This window comes from Ectothiorhodospira shaposhnikovii, from assembly GCF_022227765.1.
Lineage (GTDB): Bacteria > Pseudomonadota > Gammaproteobacteria > Ectothiorhodospirales > Ectothiorhodospiraceae > Ectothiorhodospira.
The window spans coordinates 1-24,190 of sequence record NZ_JAJMLZ010000002.1 but is presented as its reverse complement, the minus strand read 5'-3'; the positions used below and the strand labels follow the sequence as shown (position 1 = coordinate 24,190).

Sequence of the window (24,190 nt, the reverse complement as noted above, 5' to 3'; positions counted from 1 at the left end):
GGACCTTCCGTCCGCCCCGTCGGGCAATCAGGACGTGTCCGCTCCGACTCAATCGAGGTGAATCGATGAAAGATCTTCTCAATCTACTCAAGCAGCAAGGCCAGGTGGAAGAATTTGATGCCATCCGGATCGCGCTGGCGTCCCCTGAAATGATCCGGTCCTGGTCATTCGGCGAGGTCAAGAAGCCGGAAACCATCAACTACCGTACCTTCAAGCCGGAACGGGATGGCCTGTTCTGCGCCAAGATCTTCGGCCCCATCAAGGACTACGAGTGCCTGTGCGGCAAGTACAAGCGCCTCAAGCACCGCGGTGTGGTGTGCGAAAAGTGTGGCGTGGAAGTGACCCAGACCAAGGTGCGCCGCGAGCGCATGGGGCATATCGAGCTGGCCAGCCCGGTGGCCCACATCTGGTTCCTCAAGAGCCTGCCGTCCCGCATCGGCCTGCTGCTGGACATGACCCTGCGCGACATCGAGCGGGTGCTGTATTTTGAAGCCTTCGTGGTGGTGGATCCGGGCATGACCACCCTGGAGCGGGGCCAGCTGCTGAGCGACGAGCAGTACCTGGACGCCATCGAGGAGCATGGCGACGAGTTCGATGCCCGCATGGGCGCCGAGGCCGTGTTCGAGCTGCTGCGTTCCATCGATCTGCAGCAGGAGGCCAACCGCCTGCGCACGGAAGTGCGCGAGACCAGTTCCGACACCAAGATCAAGCGTCTGGCCAAGCGCCTGAAGCTGATCGAGTCCTTCCTGGAGTCCGGCAACAAGCCCGAGTGGATGATCCTCACGGTGCTGCCGGTGCTGCCGCCGGACCTGCGTCCCCTGGTGCCCCTGGACGGCGGTCGCTTCGCCACCTCCGACCTGAACGATCTGTATCGCCGGGTCATCAACCGCAACAACCGTCTCAAGCGCCTGCTGGAGCTCAACGCCCCGGACATCATCGTGCGCAACGAAAAGCGCATGCTGCAGGAGGCGGTGGATGCCCTGCTGGACAACGGCCGTCGCGGTCGTGCCATCACCGGCACCAACAAGCGCCCGCTCAAGTCCCTGGCCGACATGATCAAGGGCAAGCAGGGGCGCTTCCGTCAGAACCTGCTGGGCAAGCGCGTGGACTACTCCGGTCGTTCCGTGATCGTGGTGGGTCCGACCCTGCGCCTGCACCAGTGCGGTCTGCCCAAGAAGATGGCCCTGGAACTGTTCAAGCCCTTCATCTTCGGCAAGCTGCATCGCCGCGGCCTGGCCACTACCATCAAGGCGGCCAAGAAGCTGGTGGAAAGGGAAGGGCCGGAGGTCTGGGATATCCTCGAAGAGGTGATCCGCGAGCATCCGGTGATGCTCAACCGGGCGCCGACCCTGCACCGTCTGGGCATCCAGGCCTTTGAGCCGGTGCTCATCGAAGGTAAGGCCATTCAGCTGCATCCGTTGGTCTGTGCCGCGTTCAACGCGGACTTCGACGGTGACCAGATGGCGGTGCACGTGCCCCTGTCCCTGGAGGCGCAGCTGGAAGCCCGCGCCCTGATGATGTCCACCAACAACATCCTGTCCCCGGCCAACGGCGAGCCCATCATCGTGCCGTCCCAGGACATCGTGCTGGGTCTGTACTACATGTCCCGCGACCGCATCAATGCCAAGGGCGAGGGCATGATGTTCAGTGACGTGGACGAGGTGCACCGCGCCTACGAGAACGGCGTGGTGGAACTGCACGCCCGCGTGCAGGTGCGTATCCGCGAAGTGGTGGTGAGCGAGGACGGCGAGCATTCGGAAACCCTGACCCGCTACCAGACCACCGTGGGTCGCGCCCTGCTGTCCCGCATCCTGCCCCCCGGCCTGCCGTTCGAGATCGTCAACCGCGATCTGACCAAGAAGGCCATCTCCGGGCTGATCAACCACTGCTATCGTCGGGTGGGTCTGAAGGAGACGGTGATCTTCGCCGACCAGCTGATGTACACCGGCTTCAAGTACTCCACCCGGGGCGGTGTCTCCTTCGGTATCAACGACATGGTGATCCCGGACGAGAAGCTGGGCATCCTGGCGGCGGCCGAGACCCAGGTGAAGGACATCGAGGAGCAGTATTCCTCGGGTCTGGTGACCAAGGGCGAGCGCTACAACAAGGTGGTGGACATCTGGTCCCATACCAATGACCAGGTGGCCAAGGCCATGATGGAGAAGCTGGGCAAGGACGAGGTGGAGGACGCCGAAGGCAATCTCGTCAAGCAGCCTTCCTTCAACTCCATCTTCATGATGGCCGACTCCGGTGCCCGTGGTTCCGCCGCCCAGATCCGTCAGCTGGCGGGGATGCGCGGCCTGATGGCCAAGCCGGACGGCTCCATCATCGAGACCCCCATCACGGCGAACTTCCGTGAAGGTCTGAACGTGTTGCAGTACTTCATCTCCACCCACGGCGCCCGTAAGGGTCTGGCGGATACGGCGCTCAAGACCGCCAACTCCGGTTATCTGACCCGGCGTCTGGTGGACGTGGCCCAGGACCTGGTGGTGACCGAGCAGGATTGCGGTACCGACCAGGGCATCGTCATGAAGCCGATCATCGAAGGCGGCGACGTGGTGGAGCCGCTGCGTGAGCGGGTGTTGGGGCGCGTGCTGGCGGAAGACGTGCTGTCCCTGAGCGGCGACCTGATCATGCCCCGCGGCACCCTGCTGGACGAGGACTCCGTGGATGCCATGGAAGCCGCCGGCGTGGACGAGGTGGTGGTGCGTTCCGCCATCACCTGCCAGACCCGTCACGGCATCTGCGCCAAGTGCTACGGCCGCGATCTGGCCCGTGGTCACCGGGTGAACATCGGCGAGGCGGTGGGCGTCATCGCCGCCCAGTCCATCGGTGAGCCGGGTACCCAGCTGACCATGCGTACCTTCCATATCGGGGGTGCCGCCAGCCGTACCGCGGCCGCCAGCAGCATCTCCGTGAAGGGCAAGGGCTCCATCCGTCTGCACAACATCAAGACGGTGACCAACAAGCACGGCAACCTGGTGGCGGTGTCCCGTTCCGGTGAAATCGGCGTCATCGACGAAGCCGGTCGCGAGCGCGAGCGCTACAAGCTGCCCTATGGCGCGGTCATCCTGGTGGCCGACGGCGAGGCGGTGGAAGCCGGCAAGGAAGTGGCGACCTGGGACCCGCATACCCACCCGATCATCACCGAGGTGGCCGGTACCATCCGCATGCAGGACTTCCTTGATGGCGTGACGGTGAACAAGCAGGTGGACGACATCACCGGCCTGACCTCCACCGTGGTCATCGATCCCAAGTCCCGCGGCTCCCAGGGCAAGGACCTGCGCCCCATGGTGAAGCTGGTGGGTCCCAATGGTCAGGACCTGTGCCTGGCGGGCACCGAGATTCCGGCCAACTACGTGCTGCAGAGCGGCGCCATCGTGAACCTGGAAGACGGGGCCACGGTGGAGGTGGGTGACGTTATCGCCCGTATCCCGCAGGAGTCTTCCAAGACCCGTGACATCACCGGTGGTCTGCCCCGGGTGGCCGACCTGTTCGAGGCCAGAAAGCCGAAGGAGCCCGCCATCCTGGCGGAGCGTTCCGGTACGGTCAGCTTCGGCAAGGACACCAAGGGCAAGCAGCGTCTGATCATCACCGATGACAAGAGCGGCGAGACCCATGAGGAGCTGATTCCCAAGTGGCGTCAGGTGAATGTGTTCGAAGGTGAGCACGTGGAGCGCGGGGAAGTGATCGCCGACGGTGAACCCAACCCCCATGACATCCTGCGCCTGCTGGGCGTCACCGCCCTGGCTGAATACATGGTCAAGGAGATCCAGGACGTTTATCGTCTGCAGGGCGTGAAGATCAACGACAAGCACATCGAGGTGATCATTCGCCAGATGCTGCGCAAGGTGGAAATCACCTATCCGGGAGACAGCCGCTTCCTTACCGGGGAGCAGGTGGATCGTGCCCGGGTGGTGGAAGAGATGGACATGCTGGGACCGGACAAGCAGCATCCCCTGTATGATCGGGTGCTGCTGGGCATCACCAAGGCCTCGCTGGTCACGGAATCCTTCATCTCAGCGGCTTCCTTCCAGGAAACCACGAGGGTGCTCACCGAGTCCGCCGTGCGCGGTGCCCGGGACGACCTGCGCGGCCTGAAGGAGAACGTGATTGTGGGTCGCCTGATCCCGGCGGGTTCCGGGCTGGCGTACCACAAGGAGCGTCGTCGTCGCCGTCACAGCGAGGGGCTGACCCTGGCCGTGCCGGAAACGGCGCCTGCTCCGTCCCAGGCCCCGGTGACCCCCGAATCCAACGGGGATTCGGACAGCGCCGCGGCCTCCGAGGAATGATGCAGCAGTCTTTTGGTGGTGAGAGGGTCCGTCATGTCTTGACACTGACGGGCCCTCTGCCTAACATATCGCACCCTCGACAGGCCGGTAGGTCCGGCCTGTCGTTGTTTTTGGGCTAGGAGAAACGCTTTCATGGCAACAATTAACCAGTTAGTGCGCAAGCCGCGCAAGCGCCCGACGGAAAAGAGCAACGTGCCGGCCCTGGAGGCCTGCCCGCAGAAGCGTGGCGTGTGTACACGTGTCTATACCACCACGCCGAAGAAGCCGAACTCCGCGCTGCGTAAGGTCGCTCGTGTGCGCCTGACGAACGGTTACGAGGTCTCCAGCTACATCGGTGGTGAAGGTCACAACCTTCAGGAACACTCGGTGGTGCTCATTCGTGGTGGTCGTGTCAAGGATTTGCCGGGTGTGCGCTATCACACGGTCCGTGGCAGCCTGGATACCCAGGGTGTACAGAACCGTAAGCAGGCTCGCTCCAAGTACGGCGCCAAGCGTCCCAAGAAGGCCTAAGGGCTCGTTGAGATAAGACCATGTCCAGAAGATCTGAAGCTCCCAAGCGCACCATCCTTCCCGATCCCAAGTACGGGAGTGAGCTGCTCGCCAAATTCATCAATACCGTGATGCGCGACGGCAAGAAGTCCGTTGCGGAGCGCGTGCTGTACGGTGCCCTGACCCAGATTGAGTCGAAGAAGGGCGACGGTATCCAGGTGCTGGAGCAGGCCCTGGAAAACGTGCGTCCCCGCGTCGAGGTGAAGTCCCGTCGCGTGGGTGGTGCCACCTATCAGGTGCCCGTGGAAGTGCGCGCCGTGCGTCAGAACGCGCTGGCCATGCGCTGGATCGTGGATGCCTCCCGCAAGCGCGGCGAGAAGTCCATGGCCCTGAAGCTGGCGGGTGAACTGATGGATGCCGCTGAAAGCAAGGGTGCCGCCGTGAAGAAGCGTGAAGACACCCATCGCATGGCGGATGCCAACAAGGCCTTCTCGCATTACCGCTGGTAAGGCAACCGGCGGTCGGAAACAAGACTTTTCGAGGTAATTCAAGTGGCACGCAAAACACCCATCGAGCGCTACCGGAACATCGGTATCATGGCGCACATCGACGCCGGCAAGACGACCACGACGGAGCGTATCCTGTTCTATACCGGCGTCTCCCACAAGCTCGGTGAGGTGCATGACGGCGCTGCCACCATGGACTGGATGGAGCAGGAGCAGGAGCGCGGCATCACCATCACTTCCGCTGCGACCACCTGCTTCTGGTCCGGCATGGACAAGCAGTTCCCCGAGCACCGCATCAATATCATCGATACGCCCGGGCACGTGGACTTCACCATTGAGGTGGAGCGTTCCCTGCGCGTGCTGGACGGTGCCTGTGCCGTGTTCTGTGCCGTGGGCGGCGTGGAGCCCCAGTCCGAGACCGTGTGGCGTCAGGCCAATAAGTACCAGGTGCCGCGGATGGCGTTCGTCAACAAGATGGACCGCCCCGGTGCCAACTTCCTGCGCGTGATCGGTCAGATCCGCGACCGCCTGGCCGCCAATCCCGTGCCCATCGTGATGCCCATCGGCGCCGAGGACAGTTTCTCCGGTGTGGTGGATCTGCTGACCATGAAGGCCATCTACTGGGATGACGCCTCTCAGGGCATGACCTTCGAGGCCAAGGATATCCCGGCCGAGATGGTGGATCTGTGCAACGAATGGCGTGAGCACATGGTCGAGGCTGCTGCTGAAGGCTCCGAGGAGCTGATGGAGAAGTACCTGGAAGGCGGCGAGCTGAGCATCGACGAGATCAAGCAGGGCCTGCGTGCCCGTACCCTGCGCAACGAAGTCATCCCCGCCCTGTGCGGTACCGCCTTCAAGAACAAGGGCGTGCAGCGCATGCTGGACGCGGTGATCGAGTTCATGCCGGCCCCCACCGACGTGCTGGCCATCAAGGGTATCCTGGATGATGCGGCCGAAAGCGAAGGCGTGCGTCATTCCACCGATGACGAGCCGTTTGCCGCGCTGGCATTCAAGATCGCCACCGACCCGTTCGTCGGTACGCTGACCTTCTTCCGCGTCTACTCCGGCGTGGTGCAGTCCGGTGACAGTGTCTACAATCCGGTCAAGGGTAAAAAGGAGCGCATCGGCCGTATCGTGCAGATGCATGCCAACTCCCGCGAAGAGATCAAGGAAGTGCGCGCCGGCGACATCGCCGCTGCTGTGGGTCTGAAGGATGTCACCACCGGTGACACCCTGTGCGACCTGAACGACATCATCACCCTGGAGCGCATGGAGTTCCCCGAGCCGGTGATCTCCGTGGCCGTGGAGCCCAAGACCAAGGGCGACCAGGAAAAGATGGGTGTGGCCCTGTCCAAGCTGGCTCAGGAAGATCCTTCCTTCCAGGTGCGTACCGACGAGGAATCCGGCCAGACCATCATCTCCGGCATGGGCGAGCTGCACCTGGACATCATCGTCGACCGCATGCGTCGCGAGTTCAAGGTGGAGGCCAACGTGGGCAAGCCTCAGGTGGCTTACCGCGAAACCATCCGCAAGACGGTGGAGCAGGAAGGCAAGTTCGTGCGTCAGTCCGGTGGTCGTGGTCAGTACGGTCACGTCTGGCTGCGCATCGAGCCCCTGGAAGCGGGTACCGGTTATGAGTTCGTCAACGCCATCGTCGGCGGTGTGGTACCCAAGGAATACATCCCGGCCGTGGATAAGGGTGTGCAGGAGCAGATCAAGAACGGTGTCATCGCCGGCTTCCCGGTGGTGGATGTGAAGGTCACCCTGTTCGACGGCTCCTACCACGACGTGGACTCCTCGGAAGCCGCGTTCAAGATCGCCGGTTCCATCGGCTTCAAGGAAGGCGCCGCCAAGGCGGGCGCCGTGCTGCTGGAGCCCATCATGAAGGTGGAAGTGGTGACGCCGGAAGAATACATGGGCGACGTGATGGGTGACCTGAACCGTCGTCGCGGTCTGGTGCAGGGTATGGACGATGCCCCGGCGGGCAAGATCGTTCGCGCCGAAGTGCCGCTGGCCGAGATGTTCGGTTACTCCACCGACCTGCGTTCCGCCACTCAGGGTCGCGCCGTGTACTCCATGGAATTCTCCAAGTATGCGGAAGCGCCGGCCAGCGTGGCTGAAGCGGTCATCAAGAAGTCGTCCTGAAGATCGGCCTGATCGGACGTCACCAGATTCGAATATTGAAGGGGTAATACAAGGTGTCGAAGGAAAAATTTGAGCGTAAGAAGCCGCACGTGAACGTGGGCACGATCGGTCACGTTGACCATGGCAAGACCACGCTGACGGCGGCGCTGACGGTGGTTCAGGCGAAGAAGTTTGGTGGTGAGGCCCGTGCCTACGACCAGATCGACAACGCCCCGGAAGAGCGCGCTCGTGGTATCACAATTGCCACCGCGCACGTGGAGTACGAGTCCGACAATCGTCACTATGCCCACGTGGACTGCCCCGGCCACGCCGACTATGTGAAGAACATGATCACCGGTGCGGCGCAGATGGACGGCGCGATCCTGGTGGTGTCCGCGGCCGACGGCCCGATGCCTCAGACCCGTGAGCACATCCTGCTGGCCCGTCAGGTGGGCGTGCCCTACATCGTCGTGTTCCTGAACAAGGCCGACATGGTGGACGACGCCGAGCTGCTGGAGCTGGTGGAGATGGAAGTGCGCGACCTGCTGTCGAGCTACGACTTCCCTGGCGACGACACCCCGATCATCGTGGGTTCCGCGCTCAAGGCGCTGGAAGGCGACACCTCCGACATCGGCATGCCGGCCATCGACAAGCTGATTGCGGCCCTGGACGAGTACATTCCGGAGCCGGAGCGTGCCATCGACGGCGCGTTCCTGATGCCGGTGGAAGATGTGTTCTCCATCTCCGGTCGTGGTACCGTGGTGACTGGTCGTATCGAGCGCGGCATCGTGAAGGTGGGTGACGAAGTCTCCATCGTGGGTATCCGCGACACCATCAAGACCACCGTGACCGGCGTGGAAATGTTCCGCAAGCTGCTGGATCAGGGTCAGGCGGGTGACAACGTGGGCGTGCTGCTGCGCGGCACCAAGCGTGACGAGGTGGAGCGTGGTCAGGTGCTGTGCAAGAGCGGCTCCATCACCCCGCACACCAAGTTCGAAGCGGAAGTGTACGTGCTGTCGAAGGAAGAGGGTGGTCGTCATACCCCGTTCTTCAACGGCTACCGTCCGCAGTTCTACTTCCGTACCACGGACGTGACCGGTTCCTGCGATCTGCCGGAAGGCATCGAGATGGTGATGCCGGGTGACAACGTGAAGATGACCGTATCCCTGATCGCGCCGATCGCGATGGAAGACGGTCTGCGCTTCGCGATCCGTGAAGGTGGCCGTACCGTCGGCGCCGGTGTCGTTTCCAAGATCATCGAGTAAGCATCATGGCAGCCAAGCAGAGAATCCGTATTCGCCTCAAGGCCTTCGATCATCGTCTGATTGATCGTTCCGCCAGTGAGATCGTGGAAACCGCGAAGCGGACCGGTGCCCGTGTGAAGGGTCCGATCCCGCTGCCGACCAAGATGGAAAGCTTTACCGTGCTGATTTCTCCGCACGTCAACAAGGATGCCCGTGATCAGTACGAAATCCGTACCCACAAGCGCCTGATGGATATCATGGACCCCACGGACAAGACCGTGGACGCCCTGATGAAGCTGGATCTGGCCGCCGGCGTGGATGTGCAAATAAAGCTTAACTAGCCGCATTAGTTGTGGCATAATTGTTGGCTTTCCATGGCCCGGTGCAGGGTAACTTGTGCCGGGCCGTGATTTTCAGAACGCAGAATAATTTCTTCGGCGCTCCGTTTCGGGGCGGAAGCAAGAGGTAGTGTCATGGCAATCGGACTGGTCGGTCGCAAGGTGGGCATGACTCGTGTCTTCACTGAAGACGGGGTCTCCCTGCCGGTGTCTGTCATCGAGGTTGAGCCTAACCGGGTGGCGCAGGTTAAGACCAGCGACCGGGATGGTTATCGGGCCGTGCAGGTCGCGGTGGGCAGCCGCAAGGCAAGTCGTGTTTCCAAGCCCCAGGCGGGCCACCTGGCCAAGGCCGGTGTGGAAGCCGGTCGCGGGCTTTGGGAATTCCGTCTTGAAGACGGAGAAGGTGAAGGCATCGAAGCGGGTGCCAGCCTCAATGTGGAAGTCTTTTCCGCGGGTCAGAAGGTGGATGTCACCGGGACCAGCAAGGGTAAGGGCTTCCAGGGTGTCATCAAGCGTCATAATTTCAGCATGCAGGATGCCACTCACGGTAACTCGCGCTCTCACCGGGCGCCGGGCTCGATCGGTCAAAACCAGACTCCGGGTCGCGTATTCAAGGGTAAGAAGATGGCCGGCCAGATGGGGAATGAGCGCTGCACCGTGCAGAACCTGGAAGTGGTCCGGGTTGATGTCGAGCGCAATCTGCTCCTGATTCATGGTGCGGTGCCGGGTTCCACCGGTGGTGACGTGCTGGTGCGTCCCGCTGTTAAGGCGAAAGGTTGAATCTCATGAAGCTTCAGGTTCAAGACACCCAGCAGGACGTCGAGGTCTCTGATCGCGCGTTCGGTCGGGATTTTAACGAGGCCCTGGTGCACCAGGCCGTGGTTGCCTACATGGCAGGCGGTCGTGCCGGTACCAAGGCGCAGAAGAGCCGCAGTGATGTGCGTGGCGGCGGTGCCAAGCCCTGGCGTCAGAAGGGGAGTGGTCGTGCCCGTGCCGGTACCATCCGCAGTCCGCTGTGGCGTGGGGGTGGTGTGACCTTTGCGGCGCGTCCCCGGGATTATTCCCAGAAGCTGAACAAGAAGATGTATCGCGCCGCCATGGCCAGCATCTTCTCCGAGCTGGTCCGTCAGGATCGCCTGGTGGTGGTGGATGCATTCAGTGTCGATGCCCCCAAGACCCGTGACCTGAAGGCCAAGCTGGACGGCATGAATCTCGAGGGTGCCCTGATCGTCACCAGCGAGGCGGATATCAATCTCTATCTGTCTGCCCGCAACCTGCTCCGCGTGGGTGTGTGCGAAGTGGTGGATCTGAATCCGGTGGCTCTGGTGGGCTTCGACAAGGTGGTCATCACCGTGCCGGCGCTGAAGCAAGTTGAAGGGTGGCTGTCATGAACGAGGAAAGACTGCTCAAGGTCCTGGTGGCCCCGCATGTGTCCGAAAAGGGCACCATGCTGGCTGAGCTGAACAATCAGCACGTGTTCAAAGTGGCCGTCGACGCGACCCGCGTCGAGGTGAAGAAGGCGGTTGAGTCCTTGTTCGACGTCAAGGTCAACTCTGTGCGCATGCTGAACCAGCAGGGTAAGCGCAAGCGCATGGGTGTCCACGCCGGACGCCGCAAGCATTGGAAAAAGGCCTACGTGACCCTGGAAGCAGGGCACGACATTCAATTGGCCGGCAACGAGTAATCGGAAAGGTAACGCGAGATGGCGATCGTCAAGTCGAAACCCACCTCCGCGGGCCGTCGTTTTGTGGTCCGGGTGGTGACGCCCGATCTGCATAAGGGCGAGCCCTTCGGTCCTCTGCTGGAAAAGAAGCGCCGGTCGGGTGGTCGTAACAACCAGGGCCGTGTGACTGTGCGGCACGTGGGCGGCGGACACAAGCAGCACTACCGCATCGTGGACTTCAAGCGGAACAAGGATGACATCCCGGGCAAGGTCGAGCGCCTGGAATATGATCCGAACCGCACCGCGCATCTTGCGCTGGTCCTGTATGCAGACGGCGAGCGGCGGTATATCATTGCGCCCCGCGGCGTCAAGGCGGGCGATCCGATCGTCTCCGGCGTCCATGCTCCGATCAAGCCGGGCAGCGCGCTGCCCCTGCGGAACATTCCGCTGGGTACCGTGGTGCATTGCATCGAGATGCGTCCCGGCAAGGGCGCCCAGCTGGCTCGCAGTGCCGGCGCCGGCGTCCAGCTGGTGGCCCGTGAAGGTCAGTATGCAACCCTGCGTCTGCGCTCCGGCGAGATGCGTAAGGTGCATGTCGACTGCCGCGCCACCATCGGCGAAGTGGGTAACCAGGAACACAGTCTGCGCAAGTTCGGCAAGGCCGGTGCGAAGCGCTGGCTGGGTATCCGTCCCACCGTTCGCGGTACGGCCATGAACCCGGTGGACCACCCCCATGGTGGTGGTGAGGGCCGGAACTTCGGTCTGCATCCGGTCACCCCGTGGGGTGTGCCGACCAAGGGTTACAAGACCCGCAAGAACAAGCGTACGGACAACATGATTGTTCGCCGTCGCAAAGCGAAGTAAGAGGGGATAGGTCAGTGCCGCGTTCGCTCAAGAAAGGTCCTTTTGTCGATCATCATCTGCTGAAGAAGGTCGAAACCGCCGCCGCCAACAATGACCGGCGTCCGGTCAAGACCTGGTCCCGCCGGTCGATGGTCATTCCGCAAATGGTGGGCTTGACCATCGCCGTGCATAACGGTCGGCAGCACGTGCCCGTGCTGGTCAGCGAGAATATGGTGGGTCACAAGCTCGGGGAGTTCGCGGCAACGCGCACCTTCAAGGGCCATGTGGCCGACAAGAAGGCTAGGTAGAGGATCATCATGGAAACCATGGCTCAACTGCGATTTGCGCGTATATCGCCGCAGAAATGCCGCCTGGTGGCGGATCAGATTCGGGGACTGCCCGTCGAGCGGGCTCTCCAGGTGCTGAGCTTCAGCCCCAAGAAGGGTGCTCACCTGGTGAAGAAGGTTCTCGAGTCGGCCATTGCCAACGCAGAACACAATGACGGCGCTGATGTGGACGAGCTCAAGGTATCACGCATTTGCGTGGACCAGGGGCCGGTTCTCAAGCGCATCGCGGCACGGGCGAAAGGCCGTGCCAACCGGATCACGAAACGCACGAGCCATATCACTGTGGCCGTGAGCGCTGAGTAAAGTTAGGGGTCTGAGATGGGTCAGAAAGTAAATCCGATCGGCTTCCGCCTTGGGATCTCCGCCGACTGGGCGTCAACCTGGTACGCCGACGGACGGGATTATGCGGATAACCTGCACAAGGACCTGGAAATTCGTCAGTTCCTGAAGCAGAAACTGGCCCAGGCCTCTGTCAGCCGGATCCAGATCGCCAGGCCTGCGCGCCAGGCGTTCATTACGATCCACACGGCGCGTCCGGGTATCGTCATCGGCAAGAAGGGCGAAGACATCGAGTCCCTGCGCAAGGAAGTGGCGGGTCGACTGGGTCTGGCTGTCCCCAACGTCAAGATCAACATTGAAGAGATCCGCAAGCCGGAGACCGACGCGCAGTTGGTCGCCGAAGGGATCGCCCAGCAGCTGGAGCGCCGCATCATGTTCCGCCGCGCCATGAAGCGCGCCGTGGGCAACGCGATGCGCCTGGGCGCGCTGGGTGTGAAGGTTCATGTGTCCGGTCGCTTGAACGGTGCGGAAATCGCCCGCAGCGAGTGGTACCGGGAAGGCCGCGTGCCGCTGCATACGTTGCGCGCTGACATTGATTATGGGTTTGCCGAAGCTCGCACCACGTACGGCATCATCGGCGTCAAGGTGTGGGTGTTCAAGGGTGAGGTGTTCGACTTCGATAGCAAGACGGACGCTCCCCAGGATGGCAAGGCCGCGGTTAACTGAGGAGTTGAAAGATGCTGCAGCCCAAGAGGACCAAATTCCGCAAGCAGTTCAAGGGCAAGAACCGCGGTCTCGCCACCTCCGGCGAAAAGGTCAGTTTCGGTGAATACGCCCTGAAGTCCATGGACCGGGGCCGGATCACGGCGCGCCAGATCGAGGCGGCCCGTCGTGCCATGACCCGTCACATCAAGCGTGGCGGCAAGATCTGGATCCGGGTGTTCCCGGATGTGCCGGTCACCAAAAAGCCCGTTGAAGTGCGCATGGGTAAGGGTAAGGGCAACGTGGAATACTGGGTGTGCAAGATTCAGCCCGGTCGCGTGCTCTACGAGATGGAAGGCGTCAGTGAGGAAGTGGCACGCGAGGCCTTCCGCCTGGCCGCCGCCAAGCTGCCCATCAAGACCGCATTTGTGACTCGGCAGGTGATGTGATGAAGGTAAGCGAAGTACGTGAAAAGGGCAGCGACGAGCTGCGGGGCGAACTGCTGGAGCTCTATCGCGAGCAGTTCAAAATGCGCATGCAGAAGGGCACCGGCCAGTCGCCGCGTCCTGACCGCTTCGGCAAGATCCGTAAGGACATTGCCCGCATCAAGACCGTGCTGAATCAGCGTTCGATGGCAGGCGAGTGAAGTCATGAGCGAACAGGAACAGAAAGAACAGCGTGCGATCACCGGCCGTGTGGTGAGCGACAAGATGGACAAGACCCGTACCGTGCTCATCGAGCGCCGGGTCAAGCATCCGCTGTACGGTAAGTACATGCGTCGCTCCACGAAGCTCCATGTGCACGACGAGAACAATGATTCCCGGATGGGCGACAAGGTCCTGGTGAAGGAGTGCCGTCCCATGTCCCGGACCAAGACGTTCCGTCTGCTTAAGGTCGTTGAGCGCGCGCCTGAGTAAGCCGGTGCAAGTGACCACCGATAGGAAGTGAGATCAGAACATGATTCAGATGCAGACGGTTTTGGATGCAGCGGACAACAGCGGGGCGCGCCGGGTCCAGTGCATCAAGGTGCTCGGCGGCTCTCATCGCCGCTATGCCGGCGTGGGTGACATCATCAAGGTGAGCGTCAAGGACGCCATCCCCCGCGGCAAGGTGAAGAAGGGCGAGGTGTATAACGCCGTGGTGGTGCGGACGGCCAAGGGCGTGCGTCGTCCGGATGGTTCGGTGGTGCGCTTTGACCGCAACGCGGCCGTTCTGCTCAACAACCAGCTCCAGCCCATCGGCACCCGTATCTTCGGACCCGTGACCCGCGAACTGCGCGGCGAGCGGTTCATGAAGATTATTTCACTGGCGCCGGAAGTCCTGTAAGGCTGAGGTAAGAGACGATGCGCAGAATTCGACAGGGTGATGACGTGGTAGTCATCGCCGGCAAAGACAAGGGCCGCCGCGGTACCGTTCTGAAGGTGCTCGAAAATGATCGGGTGCTGGTCCAGAACATCAACATGGTGAAAAAACACCAGAAGCCAAACCCCTACGCGGGCGTGAGTGGCGGCATCATCGACAAGGAGATGCCCTTGCACATCTCCAACGTGATGCTGTACAACCCTGCGTCCGGCAAGGGCGACCGCGTCGGGTTCAGGACTCTGGAGGACGGCCGTAAGGTGCGCGTCTACAAGTCCAACAACGAAGTCGTCGACGCGTCTTAAGGTGGATCAGATGGCCAGGCTGAAAGCATTTTATCAGGAGACGGTGGTGAAGCAGCTCATGGAGCGCTTCAACTATTCCAACGTCATGGAGGTACCGCGCATCACCAAGATCACCCTGAACATGGGTCTGGGTGAGGCGGTGGCCGACAAGAAGATCATCGAGCACGCCCTGGGCGACATGACCGCCATCGCTGGTCAGAAGCCCGTGGTGACCCGTGCCCGCAAGTCCATCGCCGGCTTCAAGATCCGTGATGACTACCCCATTGGCTGCAAGGTGACCCTGCGCCGGGAGCGGATGTACGAATTCCTCGATCGTCTGGTGAACGTGGCGCTGCCCCGTGTGCGTGACTTCCGTGGTATCTCCGGCAAGTCCTTCGACGGTCGCGGCAACTTCAACATGGGCATTCGGGAACAGATCATCTTCCCTGAAGTGGACTACGACAAGATCGACGCCCTGCGTGGCATGGACATCACCATCACCACCACGGCCAAGACCGACGAGGAAGGCCGGGCGCTGCTGGAAGCGTTCCGCTTCCCGTTCAAGCAATAAGAGGTTTATAGAGCTATGGCCAAAACTTCCATGATGATGCGCGAACTCAAGCGCGCCCAGTTGGTTAAGCAGTACTCGGCGAAGCGCGCGGAGCTGAAGGCGCTCATCCAGAACCCGGAGACGAGCCACGAGGATCGCATGGCTGCAGTGATGAAGCTGCAGAAGCTGCCCCGTGATTCCAGTCCTGTGCGTCAGCGCAATCGCTGCCACCTGACCGGTCGTCCCCATGGGTACTATCGGAAATTTGGCCTGGGTCGCAACAAGCTGCGCGAGGCGGCCATGCGCGGGGATGTCCCCGGCCTGGTCAAGTCGAGCTGGTAAGAGGGAAACACCTGATATGAGCATGACCGATCCCGTGGCAGATCTGCTGACCCGCATCCGCAATGGCCAGCGCGCTGCCAAGACCGAAATCAGCCTGCCGTCTTCCAAGCTGAAGGTGGCCATCGCCAACGTCCTCAAGGACGAAGGCTACGTCGCCGATGTGGTGGTGAGCGAGCAGGACAAGAAACCCGTCATGACGGTGAAGCTGAAGTACTTCCAGGGCCGCCCGGTCATCGAGACCATCCGTCGCGTCAGCCGGCCTGGTCTGCGGATCTACCGTAGCAAGGATGAACTGCCCAAGGTGATCGGCGGACTGGGTGTCGCCATCGTCTCCACCTCCAAGGGTGTGATGACCGATCGCCAGGCCCGCGCCCAGGGTCAGGGCGGCGAAGTACTCTGCATCGTCTCCTAATCGGATTGAAGCCATGTCCCGAGTAGCGAAAAACCCCATCGCACTGCCCAAGGGCGTCGATGTGTCTATCAGCAATGAGTCGATCTCCGTGAAGGGGCCGAAGGGAAACATTGCCTTCCCGGCCAACCCGAACGTCGAGATTGCCCAGGAAGAAGGTGTGCTTACCTTCAAGCCTGCCAATAATGATACCCGTCACAACGCCATGGCGGGTACAATGCGCGCCGTTGTGAACAACATGGTGGTGGGTGTGAGCGAAGGTTTCCAGCGCAAGCTGGAACTCGTGGGCGTGGGCTATCGTGCCCAGGCACAGGGTAACAAGCTGAACCTGACTCTCGGTCTGTCCCACCCGGTGGAATACCCGGTGCCGGAAGGCATCAGCATTGAGACCCCCAGCCAGACCGAAATCCTGGTGAAGGGTGTCGACAAGCAGAAGGTGGGGCAGGTTGCCTCCGAGATTCGCCGCTACCGTCCGCCGGAGCCCTACAAGGGCAAGGGTATCCGGTATGCGAATGAACAGATCATCCGCAAGGAAGCGAAGAAGAAGTAGGCTAGGTGACCGCAATGGATAAGAAAGAAGCTCGACTCCGGCGCTCCAAGCGGGCCCGGTACAAAATCCGTGAACTCGGCGCCCATCGTCTCTGCGTGCACCGCACGCCGCGGCATGTGTACGCGCAGATCATCGCGCCCTCCGGTTCCGAGGTGCTGACCTGCGCCTCCACCGTGGAAGCCGATGTGCGCGGTGGCCTGAAGTCCACCGGCAACATCGAAGCGGCTGCCGCCGTGGGCCGTCTGATTGCCGAGCGTGCGGTCGCCAAGGGTATCAAGAAGGTGGCGTTCGACCGCTCGGGGTTCAAGTATCACGGCCGTGTGAAGGCGCTGGCCGATGCCGCCCGCGAAGGTGGCCTGGAATTCTGACAAGGGTGATGCAATGGCAAGTGTGAATGCGAGCGAGAACGACGGCCTTCAGGAGAAGCTCATCTCCGTCAACCGCGTGGCCAAGGTGGTCAAGGGTGGACGCCAGTTTCGTTTTACTGCCCTGACCGTGGTCGGTGACGGCAACGGCAAGGTCGGCTTTGGCTACGGCAAGGCCCGTGAAGTGCCCCTGGCCATCCAGAAGGCGATGGAATCCGCGCGCAAGAACATGCGCTCCGTCCCCCTGAACGATGGCACGCTGCATTACTCCGTGAGTTCCCGTCACGGCGCCGCGAAGGTCTTCATGCAGCCGGCTTCCGAAGGTACCGGTATCATTGCCGGTGGTGCCATGCGTGCCGTCTTCGAAGTGGCGGGTGTGCGTAACGTGCTGGCCAAGTGCATTGGCTCGCGCAACCCCATTAATGTGGTGCGCGCGACCCTGAATGGCTTGACCGCCGTGCATGATCCGAAGCTCATCGCCGCCAAGCGTGGCAAGAAACTCGAAGAGATCGTGGGGTAATCATGGCAGCCGCGAACGAACTCAAGGTGACGCTGATCCGCAGCAAGCATGGGCGGCTGAAGAGCCACCAGGCCTGCCTGCGCGGCCTCGGCATCCGTCGTATCCACAATCCGGTGGTCGTCAAGGATACGCCGGAAAATCGGGGGATGATCAACAAGGTATCCTATCTCCTGAAGGTTGAGGAGGTTTGAGATGAGACTGAACAATCTGAGTCCCGCACCGGGTAGCCGTCCCGACGCCAAGCGTCTTGGCCGTGGTATCGGTTCCGGTCTGGGCAAGACCGGTGGCCGTGGTCACAAGGGTCAGAAGTCCCGTGCTGGCGGTTATCACAAGGTGGGCTTCGAGGGCGGTCAGATGCCCCTGCAGCGCCGCCTGCCGAAGGTGGGTTTCCGTTCCCGTACCAGTGCCGGCAATGCCGAGGTGCGTCTGCACGAGCTGGCCGGTCTGGAAGGCGTGATCGATCTGGCTGCCCTGAAGGCCGCCGGCATCGTGCCGGAACAGACCGTCAAGGCCAAGGTGATTGCTTCGGGTTCCATTGACAAGGCCGTGAGCCTCAAGGGCGTGGCCGTAACCAAGGGCGCGCGGGCTGCCATCGAGGCCGCCGGCGGGCAAATCGAGGACTAAGTGGCCGCTTCCAATACAGCAGGGGGCGCAACACTAGGCGGGCTGGGGAGGTTCACTGAACTTCGCCAGCGCCTTTTGTTTGTGCTGATGGCGTTGGTGGTCTACCGCATCGGGACCTTCATCCCGGTGCCGGGGATCGATCCCATTGCAATGGCGCAGTTCTACGACGCTCAGTCGGGAACCATTCTGGACATGTTCAACATGTTTGCGGGTGGGGCCCTTGAGCGTCTGAGTCTGTTTGCCCTCGGGGTGATGCCGTACATCTCGGCGGCCATCATCATGCAGCTTCTGGCTGCAACGGTGCCGGCCCTGCAACAGATCAAGAAGGAAGGGGAGCCGGGTAGGCGAAAAATCACCCAGTACACCCGCTACGGCACGGTGTTCCTGGCCCTGATCCAGAGTATCGGTATCGCCATCGCCCTGAATCAGCAGGTGATCGGCGACACTACGGTGGCGGTGAATCCGGGTATCGGTTTCATCTTCACCACAGTGGTCTCTCTGGTGACCGGTACGGTGTTTCTGATGTGGTTGGGTGAACAGGTGACTGAGCGGGGTATCGGCAACGGTATCTCCATCATCATCTTCGCCGGTATCGTTGCCGGTCTGCCGGGTGCCCTGGGAGGGACTCTGGAACTGGCCAGCACCGGTGAGCTGTCTCCTGCCTTCGTGATCCTGCTCATGACCATGGGCATGGCGGTGATCGGTTTCATCGTCTTCGTGGAACGTGGTCAGCGTCGTATCACGGTCAACTATGCCAAGCGCCAGGTAGGGCGTAAGGTCTTCGGCGGTCAGAGCAGTCATCTGCCCCTGAAGCTGAACATGGCGGGTGTGATTCCGGCCATCTTCGCCTCCAGCATCATCCTGTTCCCCGCTACCCTGGGGACCTGGTTCGGGCAGGCGGAGGGCATGACCTGGTTGCGGGATCTGTCGACGGCCTTGGGCCCGGGACAGCCGCTCTACGTGATGCTTTATGGTGCGGCAATCGTATTCTTCTGCTTCTTCTATACGGCGTTGGTGTTCAATGCCCGGGAGACGGCGGAAAACCTGAAAAAGTCAGGTGCCTTCATTCCAGGTATCCGGCCGGGGGCGCAGACCGAGCGGTATATCGATGGTGTCATGACCCGTCTGACGGCGGTGGGTGCCATCTACATCACCGCCGTGTGTCTGATGCCCGAGTTCCTGATCCTGTACTGGAACGTGCCCTTCTACTTCGGTGGTGCGTCCCTGCTGATCATCGTGATCGTGGTGATGGATTTCATGGCGCAGTTGCAGGCGCACCTGGTGTCCCATCAGTACGAGGGATTGATGCGCAAGGCCAACCTGAAAGGCTATGGCAAGTCGGGCATGCTGCGATAGCAGGCCCAGCTAGAGGAAATTGAGATGAAAGTACGTGCGTCTGTAAAAAAGATTTGCCGCAACTGCAAGATCATCCGCCGCAATGGTGTGGTGCGTGTGATCTGCTCGGATCCCCGTCACAAACAGCGGCAGGGTTAACCGTTGATTCGGCGGCGTTCACTGGTTAGAATACCCGGCTTTTCCGCCGGTGCTTGGAGATAGCTGGATGGCTCGTGTAGCAGGTGTCAATATTCCGGACCACAAACATGCCGTGATTGCCCTTCAGGCAATTTATGGTGTTGGTAAAACCCGTGCCCAGAAAATCTGCGAGGCAGCTGGGATTCGTCCGGACATCAAGATCCGCGAACTCTCCGAAGACGAAGTGGAGAAGGTGCGTACGGAAGTGGGTCGTTTCACGGTCGAGGGTGACCTCCGTCGTGAGACCTCCATGAACATCAAGCGCTTGATGGATCTGGGTTGCTACCGGGGCTTGCGCCACCGTCGCGGCCTGCCTCTGCGCGGTCAGCGTACCCGCACGAATGCGCGCACCCGCAAGGGACCGCGTCGCCCCATCCGCAAGTAATTATCAGGATTACAGGAAACAGGTATGGCACAGGCCCCCACCCGGACCCGTAAGAAGGTCAAGAAGTCCGTCTCCGACGGTGTGGCGCATGTCTATGCGTCCTTCAACAACACGATCGTGACGATCACCGACCGCCAGGGCAACACCCTGTCCTGGGCCACGGCCGGTGGTTCCGGGTTCCGCGGCTCCCGCAAGAGCACGCCGTTCGCCGCCCAGGTGGCTGCCGAGCGTGCCGGTACGGCTGCTCAGGAATATGGTCTCAAGAATCTGGAAGTGCTCGTCAAGGGTCCTGGCCCGGGGCGGGAGTCGGCGGTTCGCGCCCTGAACAACGTGGGCTTCAAGATCACGAACATCAGCGACATCACGCCGATTCCCCACAATGGTTGCCGTCCGCCGAAGAAGCGGCGCGTATAGTCCCGGAGGAGCACCATGGCACGTTATATTGGTCCCAAGTGCAAGCTGAGTCGCCGCGAAGGCACCGACTTGTCCCTGAAGAGCCGCGTCCGCGCACTGGATTCCAAGTGCAAGCTGGACAAGGCTCCTGGGCAGCACGGCGATCGCCGTACCCGTCTGTCCGACTACGGTGTGCAGCTGCGTGAAAAGCAGAAGCTGCGCCGTATCTATGGAGTTCTGGAGCGTCAGTTCCGCAACTACTATAAGGAAGCGAGCCGCCTGAAGGGCTCCACCGGTGACAACCTGCTGCGTCTGCTGGAATGCCGGCTGGACAACGTGGTGTACCGGATGGGCTTCGGCAGCACCCGCGCGGAAGCCCGTCAGCTGGTGAGCCACAAGGCCATCCAGGTGAACGGTCGCACCGTGAACATCCCTTCCTACCAGGTCAAGCCCACGGACGTGATCTCCATTCGCGAGAAGTCCCGCAAGCAGGTCCGCATCCAGGATTCCCTGGCGCTGGCCGAGCAGTTCGGCTTCCCCGAGTGGGTGGACGTGGACACCAAGAAAATGGAAGGCGTGTTCAAGAACGCTCCTGAGCGCAGCGACCTGCCGGCGGATATCAACGAATCCCTGGTGGTCGAGCTCTACTCCAAGTAATCAGTTACGAGGTCTTTGATGCAGACCAAGGTCAACGAACTCCTCAAGCCTCGGCATATCGAGGTCCAGTCCATCACGGACAATGTGTCCAAGGTGGTGCTGGAGCCGCTTGAGCGGGGTTTCGGTCATACGCTCGGCAACGCACTTCGCCGTATTCTGCTGTCCTCCATCCCCGGCGCCGCCGTGGTGGAGGCGGAGATCGAAGGTGTGCTGCATGAGTACACCACCCTCGAAGGGGTTCAGGAAGACGTCGTCGACGTGTTGCTGAACCTGAAGGGCATCGCACTGCGCATGACCGCCCGGGACGAAGCCACTCTGGTCCTGAAGAAGAAGGGACCGGGAGTGGTCACGGCCGGTGACATCACCCTGGATCATGACGTGGAAGTGGTGAATCCGGAGCATGTCATTGCTCATCTCACCAAGAGCGGTGAGCTGAACATGACCCTGAAGGTGGGCAAGGGTCGCGGCTATCAGCCGGTCTCCGCCCGTCGTCAGGCCGATGGCGAGGATCGCCCGATCGGCCGCCTGATGCTGGATGCCAGCTTCAGCCCGATCCGTCGTGTGGCCTACAACGTGGAAAGTGCCCGTGTGGAACAGCGCACCGACATGGACCGTCTGGTCATCGAACTGGAGACCAACGGCACCGTGTCACCGGACGACGCCATTCGCCAGGCGGCCACCATCCTGCAGAGTCAGTTGATGGCATTTGTGGAACTGCGGGGTGACGAGACCGTGACCCAGGAAAGCAAGTCCATGGACATCGACCCGATTCTGTTGCGGCCGGTGGATGATCTGGAGTTGACGGTGCGTTCGGCCAACTGCCTGAAGGCGGAGAACATCTACTACATCGGTGATCTGATTCAGAGAACCGAAGTGGAGTTGCTCAAGACCCCGAACCTGGGCAAGAAGTCCCTGACCGAGATCAAGGACGTGCTGGCCTCCCATGGCCTGTCCATGGGTATGCGTCTTGAGAACTGGCCGCCGCCGGGCCTTAAAGAACACGAAAAGAAGAGCGCCGGTTAATCCCGGTCGTCTCGCAGATTTTGACTTAAGGAATATAAGCCATGCGTCACCGTCACTCGGGTAGGCAACTTAATCGCAACAGTTCACACCGCAAGGCCACCATGCAGAGCCTGGCGCTGTCGCTGTTCCGCCACGAAGCGATCAAGACGACGCTGCCCAAGGCGAAGGAACTGCGCCGGGTGGCTGAGCCCTTGATCACCTTGGCCAAGGAAGACAGCGTTCACACTCGCCGTCTTGCCTTTGCACGTCTGCGGGACGACGAGATCGTGGGCAAGCTGTTCAATGAACTGGGCCCTCGTTACCAGGCGCGTCCGGGTGGTTACCTGCGTATCCTGAAGTGCGGTTTCCGTAAGGGAGACAACGCACCGATGGCTTACGTGGAACTGGTGGATCGTCCGGAGCCTGCGGCTGCGGAGGCCGCCGAGTAATCTTTCTCGGCATCATCTGCTGTTCACGCTGTTCCGAAAAAGCCGGCCTTAGTGCCGGCTTTTTCGTGTCTGTGGTATCGGGGCCATGCAAGACTCTGAAAGGGGGGTGGGTTTGTGATCGTGACCTTCACCGATTTTGGCGGGGAGGGCCCCTATCTGGGGCAGATGGAGGCCGTGCTGGCTCATCGGGCGCCGCGTTCCCGGGTGATTCACCTGCAGAGCGACGCGCCGGCCTTCCGCCCCCGTGCCGCCGCCTATCTGCTGCAGGCACTGCTGGCGCCTTTTCCGTCGGGGTGTGTATTTTTGTGCGTGGTGGATCCGGGGGTGGGGACGCCCCGTCGTCCCCTGATGCTGCATGCCGGCACGCACTGGTTTGTCGGGCCTGACAATGGCTTGCTGCTGCCGGCGGCCCGTCGCCTGGGTGCGATGGAGGCATGGGTCATCCGCTGGGAACCGCCGTTCCTTTCCCAAAGTTTTCATGGTCGGGATCTGTTTGCGCCGGTGGCGGCCATGCTGGCCAATGGGGAAATCGTCCCGGGTGATCCGGTCCAGCCGGATGCGTTGCAAGGCTGGGACTGGCCGACGGCCCTGTGGGAGGTGGTCTATGTGGATGTCTACGGCAATGCGATGACCGGGATCCCGGCCGGCTCGCTGAGTGATGCCGTGGTGTTCAATCTGGCGGGTAGGCACATTCCCTATCGACGGGTTTTTGGGGAGGTGGGTCCGGGGGGGCTGTTTTGGTACCGCAATTCCATCGGCCTGGTGGAGATTGCCATGAATCAGGGCAGCGCCGCTCAGCGACTGGGGCTTGGGGTCGGTAGCCCCATTGAGTGCGCGGAATGACGGTGTTCTACCCGCGGGTGGGGTCGGGGCATTCTTTCGCCTTGGCGTGGATCGCGTATATCCTGATCCGTTTGGTCATTTCCGGGAGAGATTCATGAAGCCTGCTGGGGCGTATCGATTCAGACGAGCCATCCGGCCCTTTTCCTACACCGTGGCGATCGCCGCCTGCGGTCTGGGCACGGTGCTGGCGCTGCAGCAGGGATACGGTAATCTCTGGCTGGCGCTGCTGATCATCGGGGCGGGGGTGCTCATTCAGGCGGCAGTGAACCTGATCAACGATCATGCCGACCTACCGGTGCTGGAATCCTGTTTACAGGCCGCGGAAGGGGAGGCGCGCCGGGAGTGGGCGGAGGCCATCGAGCATGTTCGGCGTTATCACGCCCTGGGAATGATCTTCTTCGGCGTGTCCCTGTTGATCGGGCTGGGGCTTGTTCTGATGCAGGGTTGGCCCCTGTTGGTGATCATCATCCTGGGTCTGCTGGGGGGGTATTTCTATTCCGCGGAGCCTGTCCACTACAAGCGCCGGGGGCTTGGCGTGGTGCTGGTGTTCTGGTTCATGGGCGTCCTGCTGGTGGGCGGATCGGCCATGGCCATGGGGGCGCCGATGACCCTGTCCATGCTGGCGGTAAGCATCCCGTTCAGTCTGCTTACGTCCTTGGTGCTGCTGGCGAACGAGATCCGGGATCATGAGGAAGATCGCCGCCATGGTCTGGGGACATTGACGGTGAGGATTGGGCTCGATGCGGGACGATATCTGTATGTGGCCATGCTGGTGGGTGCTTACCTGGTCAGTTTGGGATTATGGTTGGCTGGTTTGCTGCCCTGGGTGTGGCAGCTTCTTTTTTCGTTACCCCTGGCCTTTGTGCCGTTGATGAAGGTTGTGAACCGCCAAGCCGATCGCAGCGATCTGCCACCGTTGACCGGAAAGCTGTTTGCGGTATTTGCCCTGCTGTTCCTGTGCGCCTTCGTGCTGGAGCTTGCGCTGTAGCGGTTTGCCAGCCCCTCTCCCCTTGCGGGAGAGGGGTTGGAGAGAGTGGGGAAGGGAGTGTCCGGGCTTGCGTGCTGTCGGGTTGTTTTTTTAAGTGCTTGAAAAGTTGG

Annotated in this window: 35 protein-coding genes; all 35 read left to right on the top strand. The window is 61.4% G+C overall.

Features of this window, described 5'->3' with window-relative positions:
- Positions 1–65: 65 nt before the first annotated feature.
- The 35 genes from rpoC (at position 66) to LQD11_RS02565 (ending at position 24,080) form a co-directional block, all read left to right on the top strand.
- Positions 66–4,292, top strand: a complete 4,227-nt coding sequence (gene rpoC, locus LQD11_RS02735) for a DNA-directed RNA polymerase subunit beta' (RefSeq protein WP_238616157.1) — start codon at positions 66–68, stop codon at positions 4,290–4,292.
- A gap of 132 nt (positions 4,293–4,424) precedes the next feature.
- Positions 4,425–4,802 carry a 30S ribosomal protein S12 gene (rpsL, locus tag LQD11_RS02730; protein ID WP_008933192.1) on the top strand — a complete coding sequence of 126 codons (378 nt, stop codon included), beginning with the start codon at positions 4,425–4,427 and terminating at the stop codon, positions 4,800–4,802.
- A 20-nt stretch (positions 4,803–4,822) separates the two neighbouring features.
- Positions 4,823–5,290 carry a 30S ribosomal protein S7 gene (gene rpsG / locus LQD11_RS02725; protein ID WP_090202982.1) on the top strand — a complete coding sequence of 156 codons (468 nt, stop codon included), beginning with the start codon at positions 4,823–4,825 and terminating at the stop codon, positions 5,288–5,290.
- Between the two features lie 42 nt (positions 5,291–5,332).
- The gene (gene fusA, locus LQD11_RS02720; RefSeq protein WP_238616156.1) at positions 5,333–7,432 is read left to right on the top strand and encodes an elongation factor G; all 2,100 of its coding nucleotides are present in this window, start codon (positions 5,333–5,335) and stop codon (positions 7,430–7,432) included.
- Positions 7,433–7,485: 53 nt separating this feature from the next.
- A complete protein-coding gene (gene tuf, locus LQD11_RS02715; RefSeq protein WP_200176785.1) occupies positions 7,486–8,676 on the top strand; it encodes an elongation factor Tu in 1,191 nt (396 codons plus the stop codon).
- A 5-nt stretch (positions 8,677–8,681) separates the two neighbouring features.
- Positions 8,682–8,996: a 30S ribosomal protein S10 gene (gene rpsJ, locus LQD11_RS02710; protein WP_008933160.1), complete on the top strand. Its 315-nt coding sequence runs from the start codon at positions 8,682–8,684 to the stop codon at positions 8,994–8,996.
- 132 nt (positions 8,997–9,128) lie between these two features.
- Positions 9,129–9,773 (top strand): 50S ribosomal protein L3, encoded by a 645-nt coding sequence (rplC, locus tag LQD11_RS02705; protein WP_008933161.1) that lies wholly within the window; start codon positions 9,129–9,131, stop codon positions 9,771–9,773.
- A gap of 5 nt (positions 9,774–9,778) precedes the next feature.
- Complete coding sequence (rplD, locus tag LQD11_RS02700; RefSeq protein WP_238616155.1) at positions 9,779–10,384, top strand: 50S ribosomal protein L4; 606 nt, start codon at positions 9,779–9,781, stop codon at positions 10,382–10,384.
- Positions 10,381–10,677, top strand: coding sequence for a 50S ribosomal protein L23 (gene rplW / locus LQD11_RS02695; RefSeq protein WP_200176787.1), 297 nt, complete (start codon positions 10,381–10,383; stop codon positions 10,675–10,677). The genes rplD and rplW overlap by 4 nt, the downstream gene beginning before the upstream one ends.
- Positions 10,678–10,695: 18 nt before the next feature.
- The gene (gene rplB / locus LQD11_RS02690; protein ID WP_238616154.1) at positions 10,696–11,520 is read left to right on the top strand and encodes a 50S ribosomal protein L2; all 825 of its coding nucleotides are present in this window, start codon (positions 10,696–10,698) and stop codon (positions 11,518–11,520) included.
- Positions 11,521–11,534: 14 nt separating this feature from the next.
- Positions 11,535–11,807 carry a 30S ribosomal protein S19 gene (rpsS, locus tag LQD11_RS02685; protein ID WP_008933165.1) on the top strand — a complete coding sequence of 91 codons (273 nt, stop codon included), beginning with the start codon at positions 11,535–11,537 and terminating at the stop codon, positions 11,805–11,807.
- A gap of 9 nt (positions 11,808–11,816) precedes the next feature.
- Positions 11,817–12,149, top strand: coding sequence for a 50S ribosomal protein L22 (gene rplV / locus LQD11_RS02680; RefSeq protein ID WP_207143794.1), 333 nt, complete (start codon positions 11,817–11,819; stop codon positions 12,147–12,149).
- Between the two features lie 15 nt (positions 12,150–12,164).
- On the top strand, positions 12,165–12,851 hold the full coding sequence (gene rpsC / locus LQD11_RS02675; protein WP_008933167.1) for a 30S ribosomal protein S3: 687 nt from the start codon (positions 12,165–12,167) through the stop codon (positions 12,849–12,851).
- Positions 12,852–12,862: 11 nt separating this feature from the next.
- Entirely contained in the window at positions 12,863–13,276 is a 414-nt protein-coding gene (rplP, locus tag LQD11_RS02670; RefSeq protein WP_200176788.1) for a 50S ribosomal protein L16, read from the top strand.
- Positions 13,276–13,473 carry a 50S ribosomal protein L29 gene (gene rpmC, locus LQD11_RS02665; protein ID WP_200176789.1) on the top strand — a complete coding sequence of 66 codons (198 nt, stop codon included), beginning with the start codon at positions 13,276–13,278 and terminating at the stop codon, positions 13,471–13,473. Before rplP ends, rpmC begins: the two co-directional genes overlap by 1 nt.
- Positions 13,474–13,477: 4 nt before the next feature.
- On the top strand, positions 13,478–13,744 hold the full coding sequence (gene rpsQ / locus LQD11_RS02660) for a 30S ribosomal protein S17 (protein WP_008933170.1): 267 nt from the start codon (positions 13,478–13,480) through the stop codon (positions 13,742–13,744).
- A gap of 40 nt (positions 13,745–13,784) precedes the next feature.
- On the top strand, positions 13,785–14,153 hold the full coding sequence (gene rplN / locus LQD11_RS02655; RefSeq protein WP_090203014.1) for a 50S ribosomal protein L14: 369 nt from the start codon (positions 13,785–13,787) through the stop codon (positions 14,151–14,153).
- Between the two features lie 17 nt (positions 14,154–14,170).
- On the top strand, positions 14,171–14,491 hold the full coding sequence (rplX, locus tag LQD11_RS02650; RefSeq protein WP_008933172.1) for a 50S ribosomal protein L24: 321 nt from the start codon (positions 14,171–14,173) through the stop codon (positions 14,489–14,491).
- A 10-nt stretch (positions 14,492–14,501) separates the two neighbouring features.
- Positions 14,502–15,041, top strand: a complete 540-nt coding sequence (rplE, locus tag LQD11_RS02645) for a 50S ribosomal protein L5 (RefSeq protein WP_200176791.1) — start codon at positions 14,502–14,504, stop codon at positions 15,039–15,041.
- A gap of 15 nt (positions 15,042–15,056) precedes the next feature.
- A complete protein-coding gene (gene rpsN, locus LQD11_RS02640) occupies positions 15,057–15,362 on the top strand; it encodes a 30S ribosomal protein S14 (RefSeq protein WP_008933174.1) in 306 nt (101 codons plus the stop codon).
- Positions 15,363–15,378: 16 nt separating this feature from the next.
- Positions 15,379–15,774, top strand: coding sequence for a 30S ribosomal protein S8 (rpsH, locus tag LQD11_RS02635; protein ID WP_238616153.1), 396 nt, complete (start codon positions 15,379–15,381; stop codon positions 15,772–15,774).
- 13 nt (positions 15,775–15,787) lie between these two features.
- Complete coding sequence (rplF, locus tag LQD11_RS02630; RefSeq protein ID WP_238616152.1) at positions 15,788–16,321, top strand: 50S ribosomal protein L6; 534 nt, start codon at positions 15,788–15,790, stop codon at positions 16,319–16,321.
- Between the two features lie 14 nt (positions 16,322–16,335).
- Entirely contained in the window at positions 16,336–16,689 is a 354-nt protein-coding gene (gene rplR, locus LQD11_RS02625) for a 50S ribosomal protein L18 (RefSeq protein WP_008933177.1), read from the top strand.
- Between the two features lie 13 nt (positions 16,690–16,702).
- The gene (gene rpsE, locus LQD11_RS02620; RefSeq protein WP_200176795.1) at positions 16,703–17,206 is read left to right on the top strand and encodes a 30S ribosomal protein S5; all 504 of its coding nucleotides are present in this window, start codon (positions 16,703–16,705) and stop codon (positions 17,204–17,206) included.
- A gap of 2 nt (positions 17,207–17,208) precedes the next feature.
- Positions 17,209–17,397 carry a 50S ribosomal protein L30 gene (rpmD, locus tag LQD11_RS02615; RefSeq protein WP_008933179.1) on the top strand — a complete coding sequence of 63 codons (189 nt, stop codon included), beginning with the start codon at positions 17,209–17,211 and terminating at the stop codon, positions 17,395–17,397.
- Between the two features lies 1 nt (position 17,398).
- On the top strand, positions 17,399–17,830 hold the full coding sequence (rplO, locus tag LQD11_RS02610) for a 50S ribosomal protein L15 (protein ID WP_008933180.1): 432 nt from the start codon (positions 17,399–17,401) through the stop codon (positions 17,828–17,830).
- Entirely contained in the window at positions 17,831–19,186 is a 1,356-nt protein-coding gene (gene secY / locus LQD11_RS02605; protein WP_040406035.1) for a preprotein translocase subunit SecY, read from the top strand. It abuts the gene before it with no gap.
- A gap of 24 nt (positions 19,187–19,210) precedes the next feature.
- Positions 19,211–19,324, top strand: coding sequence for a 50S ribosomal protein L36 (gene rpmJ, locus LQD11_RS02600; protein WP_008933182.1), 114 nt, complete (start codon positions 19,211–19,213; stop codon positions 19,322–19,324).
- Between the two features lie 67 nt (positions 19,325–19,391).
- Positions 19,392–19,748 (top strand): 30S ribosomal protein S13, encoded by a 357-nt coding sequence (gene rpsM / locus LQD11_RS02595; RefSeq protein ID WP_008933183.1) that lies wholly within the window; start codon positions 19,392–19,394, stop codon positions 19,746–19,748.
- Between the two features lie 24 nt (positions 19,749–19,772).
- Entirely contained in the window at positions 19,773–20,162 is a 390-nt protein-coding gene (gene rpsK / locus LQD11_RS02590) for a 30S ribosomal protein S11 (protein ID WP_008933184.1), read from the top strand.
- A 15-nt stretch (positions 20,163–20,177) separates the two neighbouring features.
- Positions 20,178–20,798, top strand: coding sequence for a 30S ribosomal protein S4 (gene rpsD, locus LQD11_RS02585; RefSeq protein ID WP_008933185.1), 621 nt, complete (start codon positions 20,178–20,180; stop codon positions 20,796–20,798).
- Between the two features lie 18 nt (positions 20,799–20,816).
- The gene (locus LQD11_RS02580) at positions 20,817–21,821 is read left to right on the top strand and encodes a DNA-directed RNA polymerase subunit alpha (protein WP_008933186.1); all 1,005 of its coding nucleotides are present in this window, start codon (positions 20,817–20,819) and stop codon (positions 21,819–21,821) included.
- Positions 21,822–21,862: 41 nt separating this feature from the next.
- Complete coding sequence (rplQ, locus tag LQD11_RS02575; protein ID WP_040406037.1) at positions 21,863–22,249, top strand: 50S ribosomal protein L17; 387 nt, start codon at positions 21,863–21,865, stop codon at positions 22,247–22,249.
- Positions 22,250–22,363: 114 nt separating this feature from the next.
- Positions 22,364–23,092 carry an SAM hydrolase/SAM-dependent halogenase family protein gene (locus tag LQD11_RS02570; protein WP_238616151.1) on the top strand — a complete coding sequence of 243 codons (729 nt, stop codon included), beginning with the start codon at positions 22,364–22,366 and terminating at the stop codon, positions 23,090–23,092.
- A 94-nt stretch (positions 23,093–23,186) separates the two neighbouring features.
- Positions 23,187–24,080 carry a prenyltransferase gene (locus LQD11_RS02565; RefSeq protein WP_238616150.1) on the top strand — a complete coding sequence of 298 codons (894 nt, stop codon included), beginning with the start codon at positions 23,187–23,189 and terminating at the stop codon, positions 24,078–24,080.
- Positions 24,081–24,190: the final 110 nt, after the last annotated feature.

Coding starts and splice junctions, on each gene's coding strand:
- rpoC (WP_238616157.1), top strand. CDS start 66: ATGAAAGATCTTCTCAATCTACTCAAGCAGCAAGGCCAGGTGGAAGAA.
- rpsL (WP_008933192.1), top strand. CDS start 4,425: ATGGCAACAATTAACCAGTTAGTGCGCAAGCCGCGCAAGCGCCCGACG.
- rpsG (WP_090202982.1), top strand. CDS start 4,823: ATGTCCAGAAGATCTGAAGCTCCCAAGCGCACCATCCTTCCCGATCCC.
- rpsJ (WP_008933160.1), top strand. CDS start 8,682: ATGGCAGCCAAGCAGAGAATCCGTATTCGCCTCAAGGCCTTCGATCAT.
- rplC (WP_008933161.1), top strand. CDS start 9,129: ATGGCAATCGGACTGGTCGGTCGCAAGGTGGGCATGACTCGTGTCTTC.
- rplD (WP_238616155.1), top strand. CDS start 9,779: ATGAAGCTTCAGGTTCAAGACACCCAGCAGGACGTCGAGGTCTCTGAT.
- rplW (WP_200176787.1), top strand. CDS start 10,381: ATGAACGAGGAAAGACTGCTCAAGGTCCTGGTGGCCCCGCATGTGTCC.
- rplB (WP_238616154.1), top strand. CDS start 10,696: ATGGCGATCGTCAAGTCGAAACCCACCTCCGCGGGCCGTCGTTTTGTG.
- rplV (WP_207143794.1), top strand. CDS start 11,817: ATGGAAACCATGGCTCAACTGCGATTTGCGCGTATATCGCCGCAGAAA.
- rpsC (WP_008933167.1), top strand. CDS start 12,165: ATGGGTCAGAAAGTAAATCCGATCGGCTTCCGCCTTGGGATCTCCGCC.
- rplP (WP_200176788.1), top strand. CDS start 12,863: ATGCTGCAGCCCAAGAGGACCAAATTCCGCAAGCAGTTCAAGGGCAAG.
- rpmC (WP_200176789.1), top strand. CDS start 13,276: ATGAAGGTAAGCGAAGTACGTGAAAAGGGCAGCGACGAGCTGCGGGGC.
- rpsQ (WP_008933170.1), top strand. CDS start 13,478: ATGAGCGAACAGGAACAGAAAGAACAGCGTGCGATCACCGGCCGTGTG.
- rplN (WP_090203014.1), top strand. CDS start 13,785: ATGATTCAGATGCAGACGGTTTTGGATGCAGCGGACAACAGCGGGGCG.
- rplX (WP_008933172.1), top strand. CDS start 14,171: ATGCGCAGAATTCGACAGGGTGATGACGTGGTAGTCATCGCCGGCAAA.
- rplE (WP_200176791.1), top strand. CDS start 14,502: ATGGCCAGGCTGAAAGCATTTTATCAGGAGACGGTGGTGAAGCAGCTC.
- rpsN (WP_008933174.1), top strand. CDS start 15,057: ATGGCCAAAACTTCCATGATGATGCGCGAACTCAAGCGCGCCCAGTTG.
- rpsH (WP_238616153.1), top strand. CDS start 15,379: ATGAGCATGACCGATCCCGTGGCAGATCTGCTGACCCGCATCCGCAAT.
- rplF (WP_238616152.1), top strand. CDS start 15,788: ATGTCCCGAGTAGCGAAAAACCCCATCGCACTGCCCAAGGGCGTCGAT.
- rplR (WP_008933177.1), top strand. CDS start 16,336: ATGGATAAGAAAGAAGCTCGACTCCGGCGCTCCAAGCGGGCCCGGTAC.
- rpsE (WP_200176795.1), top strand. CDS start 16,703: ATGGCAAGTGTGAATGCGAGCGAGAACGACGGCCTTCAGGAGAAGCTC.
- rpmD (WP_008933179.1), top strand. CDS start 17,209: ATGGCAGCCGCGAACGAACTCAAGGTGACGCTGATCCGCAGCAAGCAT.
- rplO (WP_008933180.1), top strand. CDS start 17,399: ATGAGACTGAACAATCTGAGTCCCGCACCGGGTAGCCGTCCCGACGCC.
- rpmJ (WP_008933182.1), top strand. CDS start 19,211: ATGAAAGTACGTGCGTCTGTAAAAAAGATTTGCCGCAACTGCAAGATC.
- rpsM (WP_008933183.1), top strand. CDS start 19,392: ATGGCTCGTGTAGCAGGTGTCAATATTCCGGACCACAAACATGCCGTG.
- rpsK (WP_008933184.1), top strand. CDS start 19,773: ATGGCACAGGCCCCCACCCGGACCCGTAAGAAGGTCAAGAAGTCCGTC.
- rpsD (WP_008933185.1), top strand. CDS start 20,178: ATGGCACGTTATATTGGTCCCAAGTGCAAGCTGAGTCGCCGCGAAGGC.
- LQD11_RS02580 (WP_008933186.1), top strand. CDS start 20,817: ATGCAGACCAAGGTCAACGAACTCCTCAAGCCTCGGCATATCGAGGTC.
- rplQ (WP_040406037.1), top strand. CDS start 21,863: ATGCGTCACCGTCACTCGGGTAGGCAACTTAATCGCAACAGTTCACAC.
- LQD11_RS02565 (WP_238616150.1), top strand. CDS start 23,187: ATGAAGCCTGCTGGGGCGTATCGATTCAGACGAGCCATCCGGCCCTTT.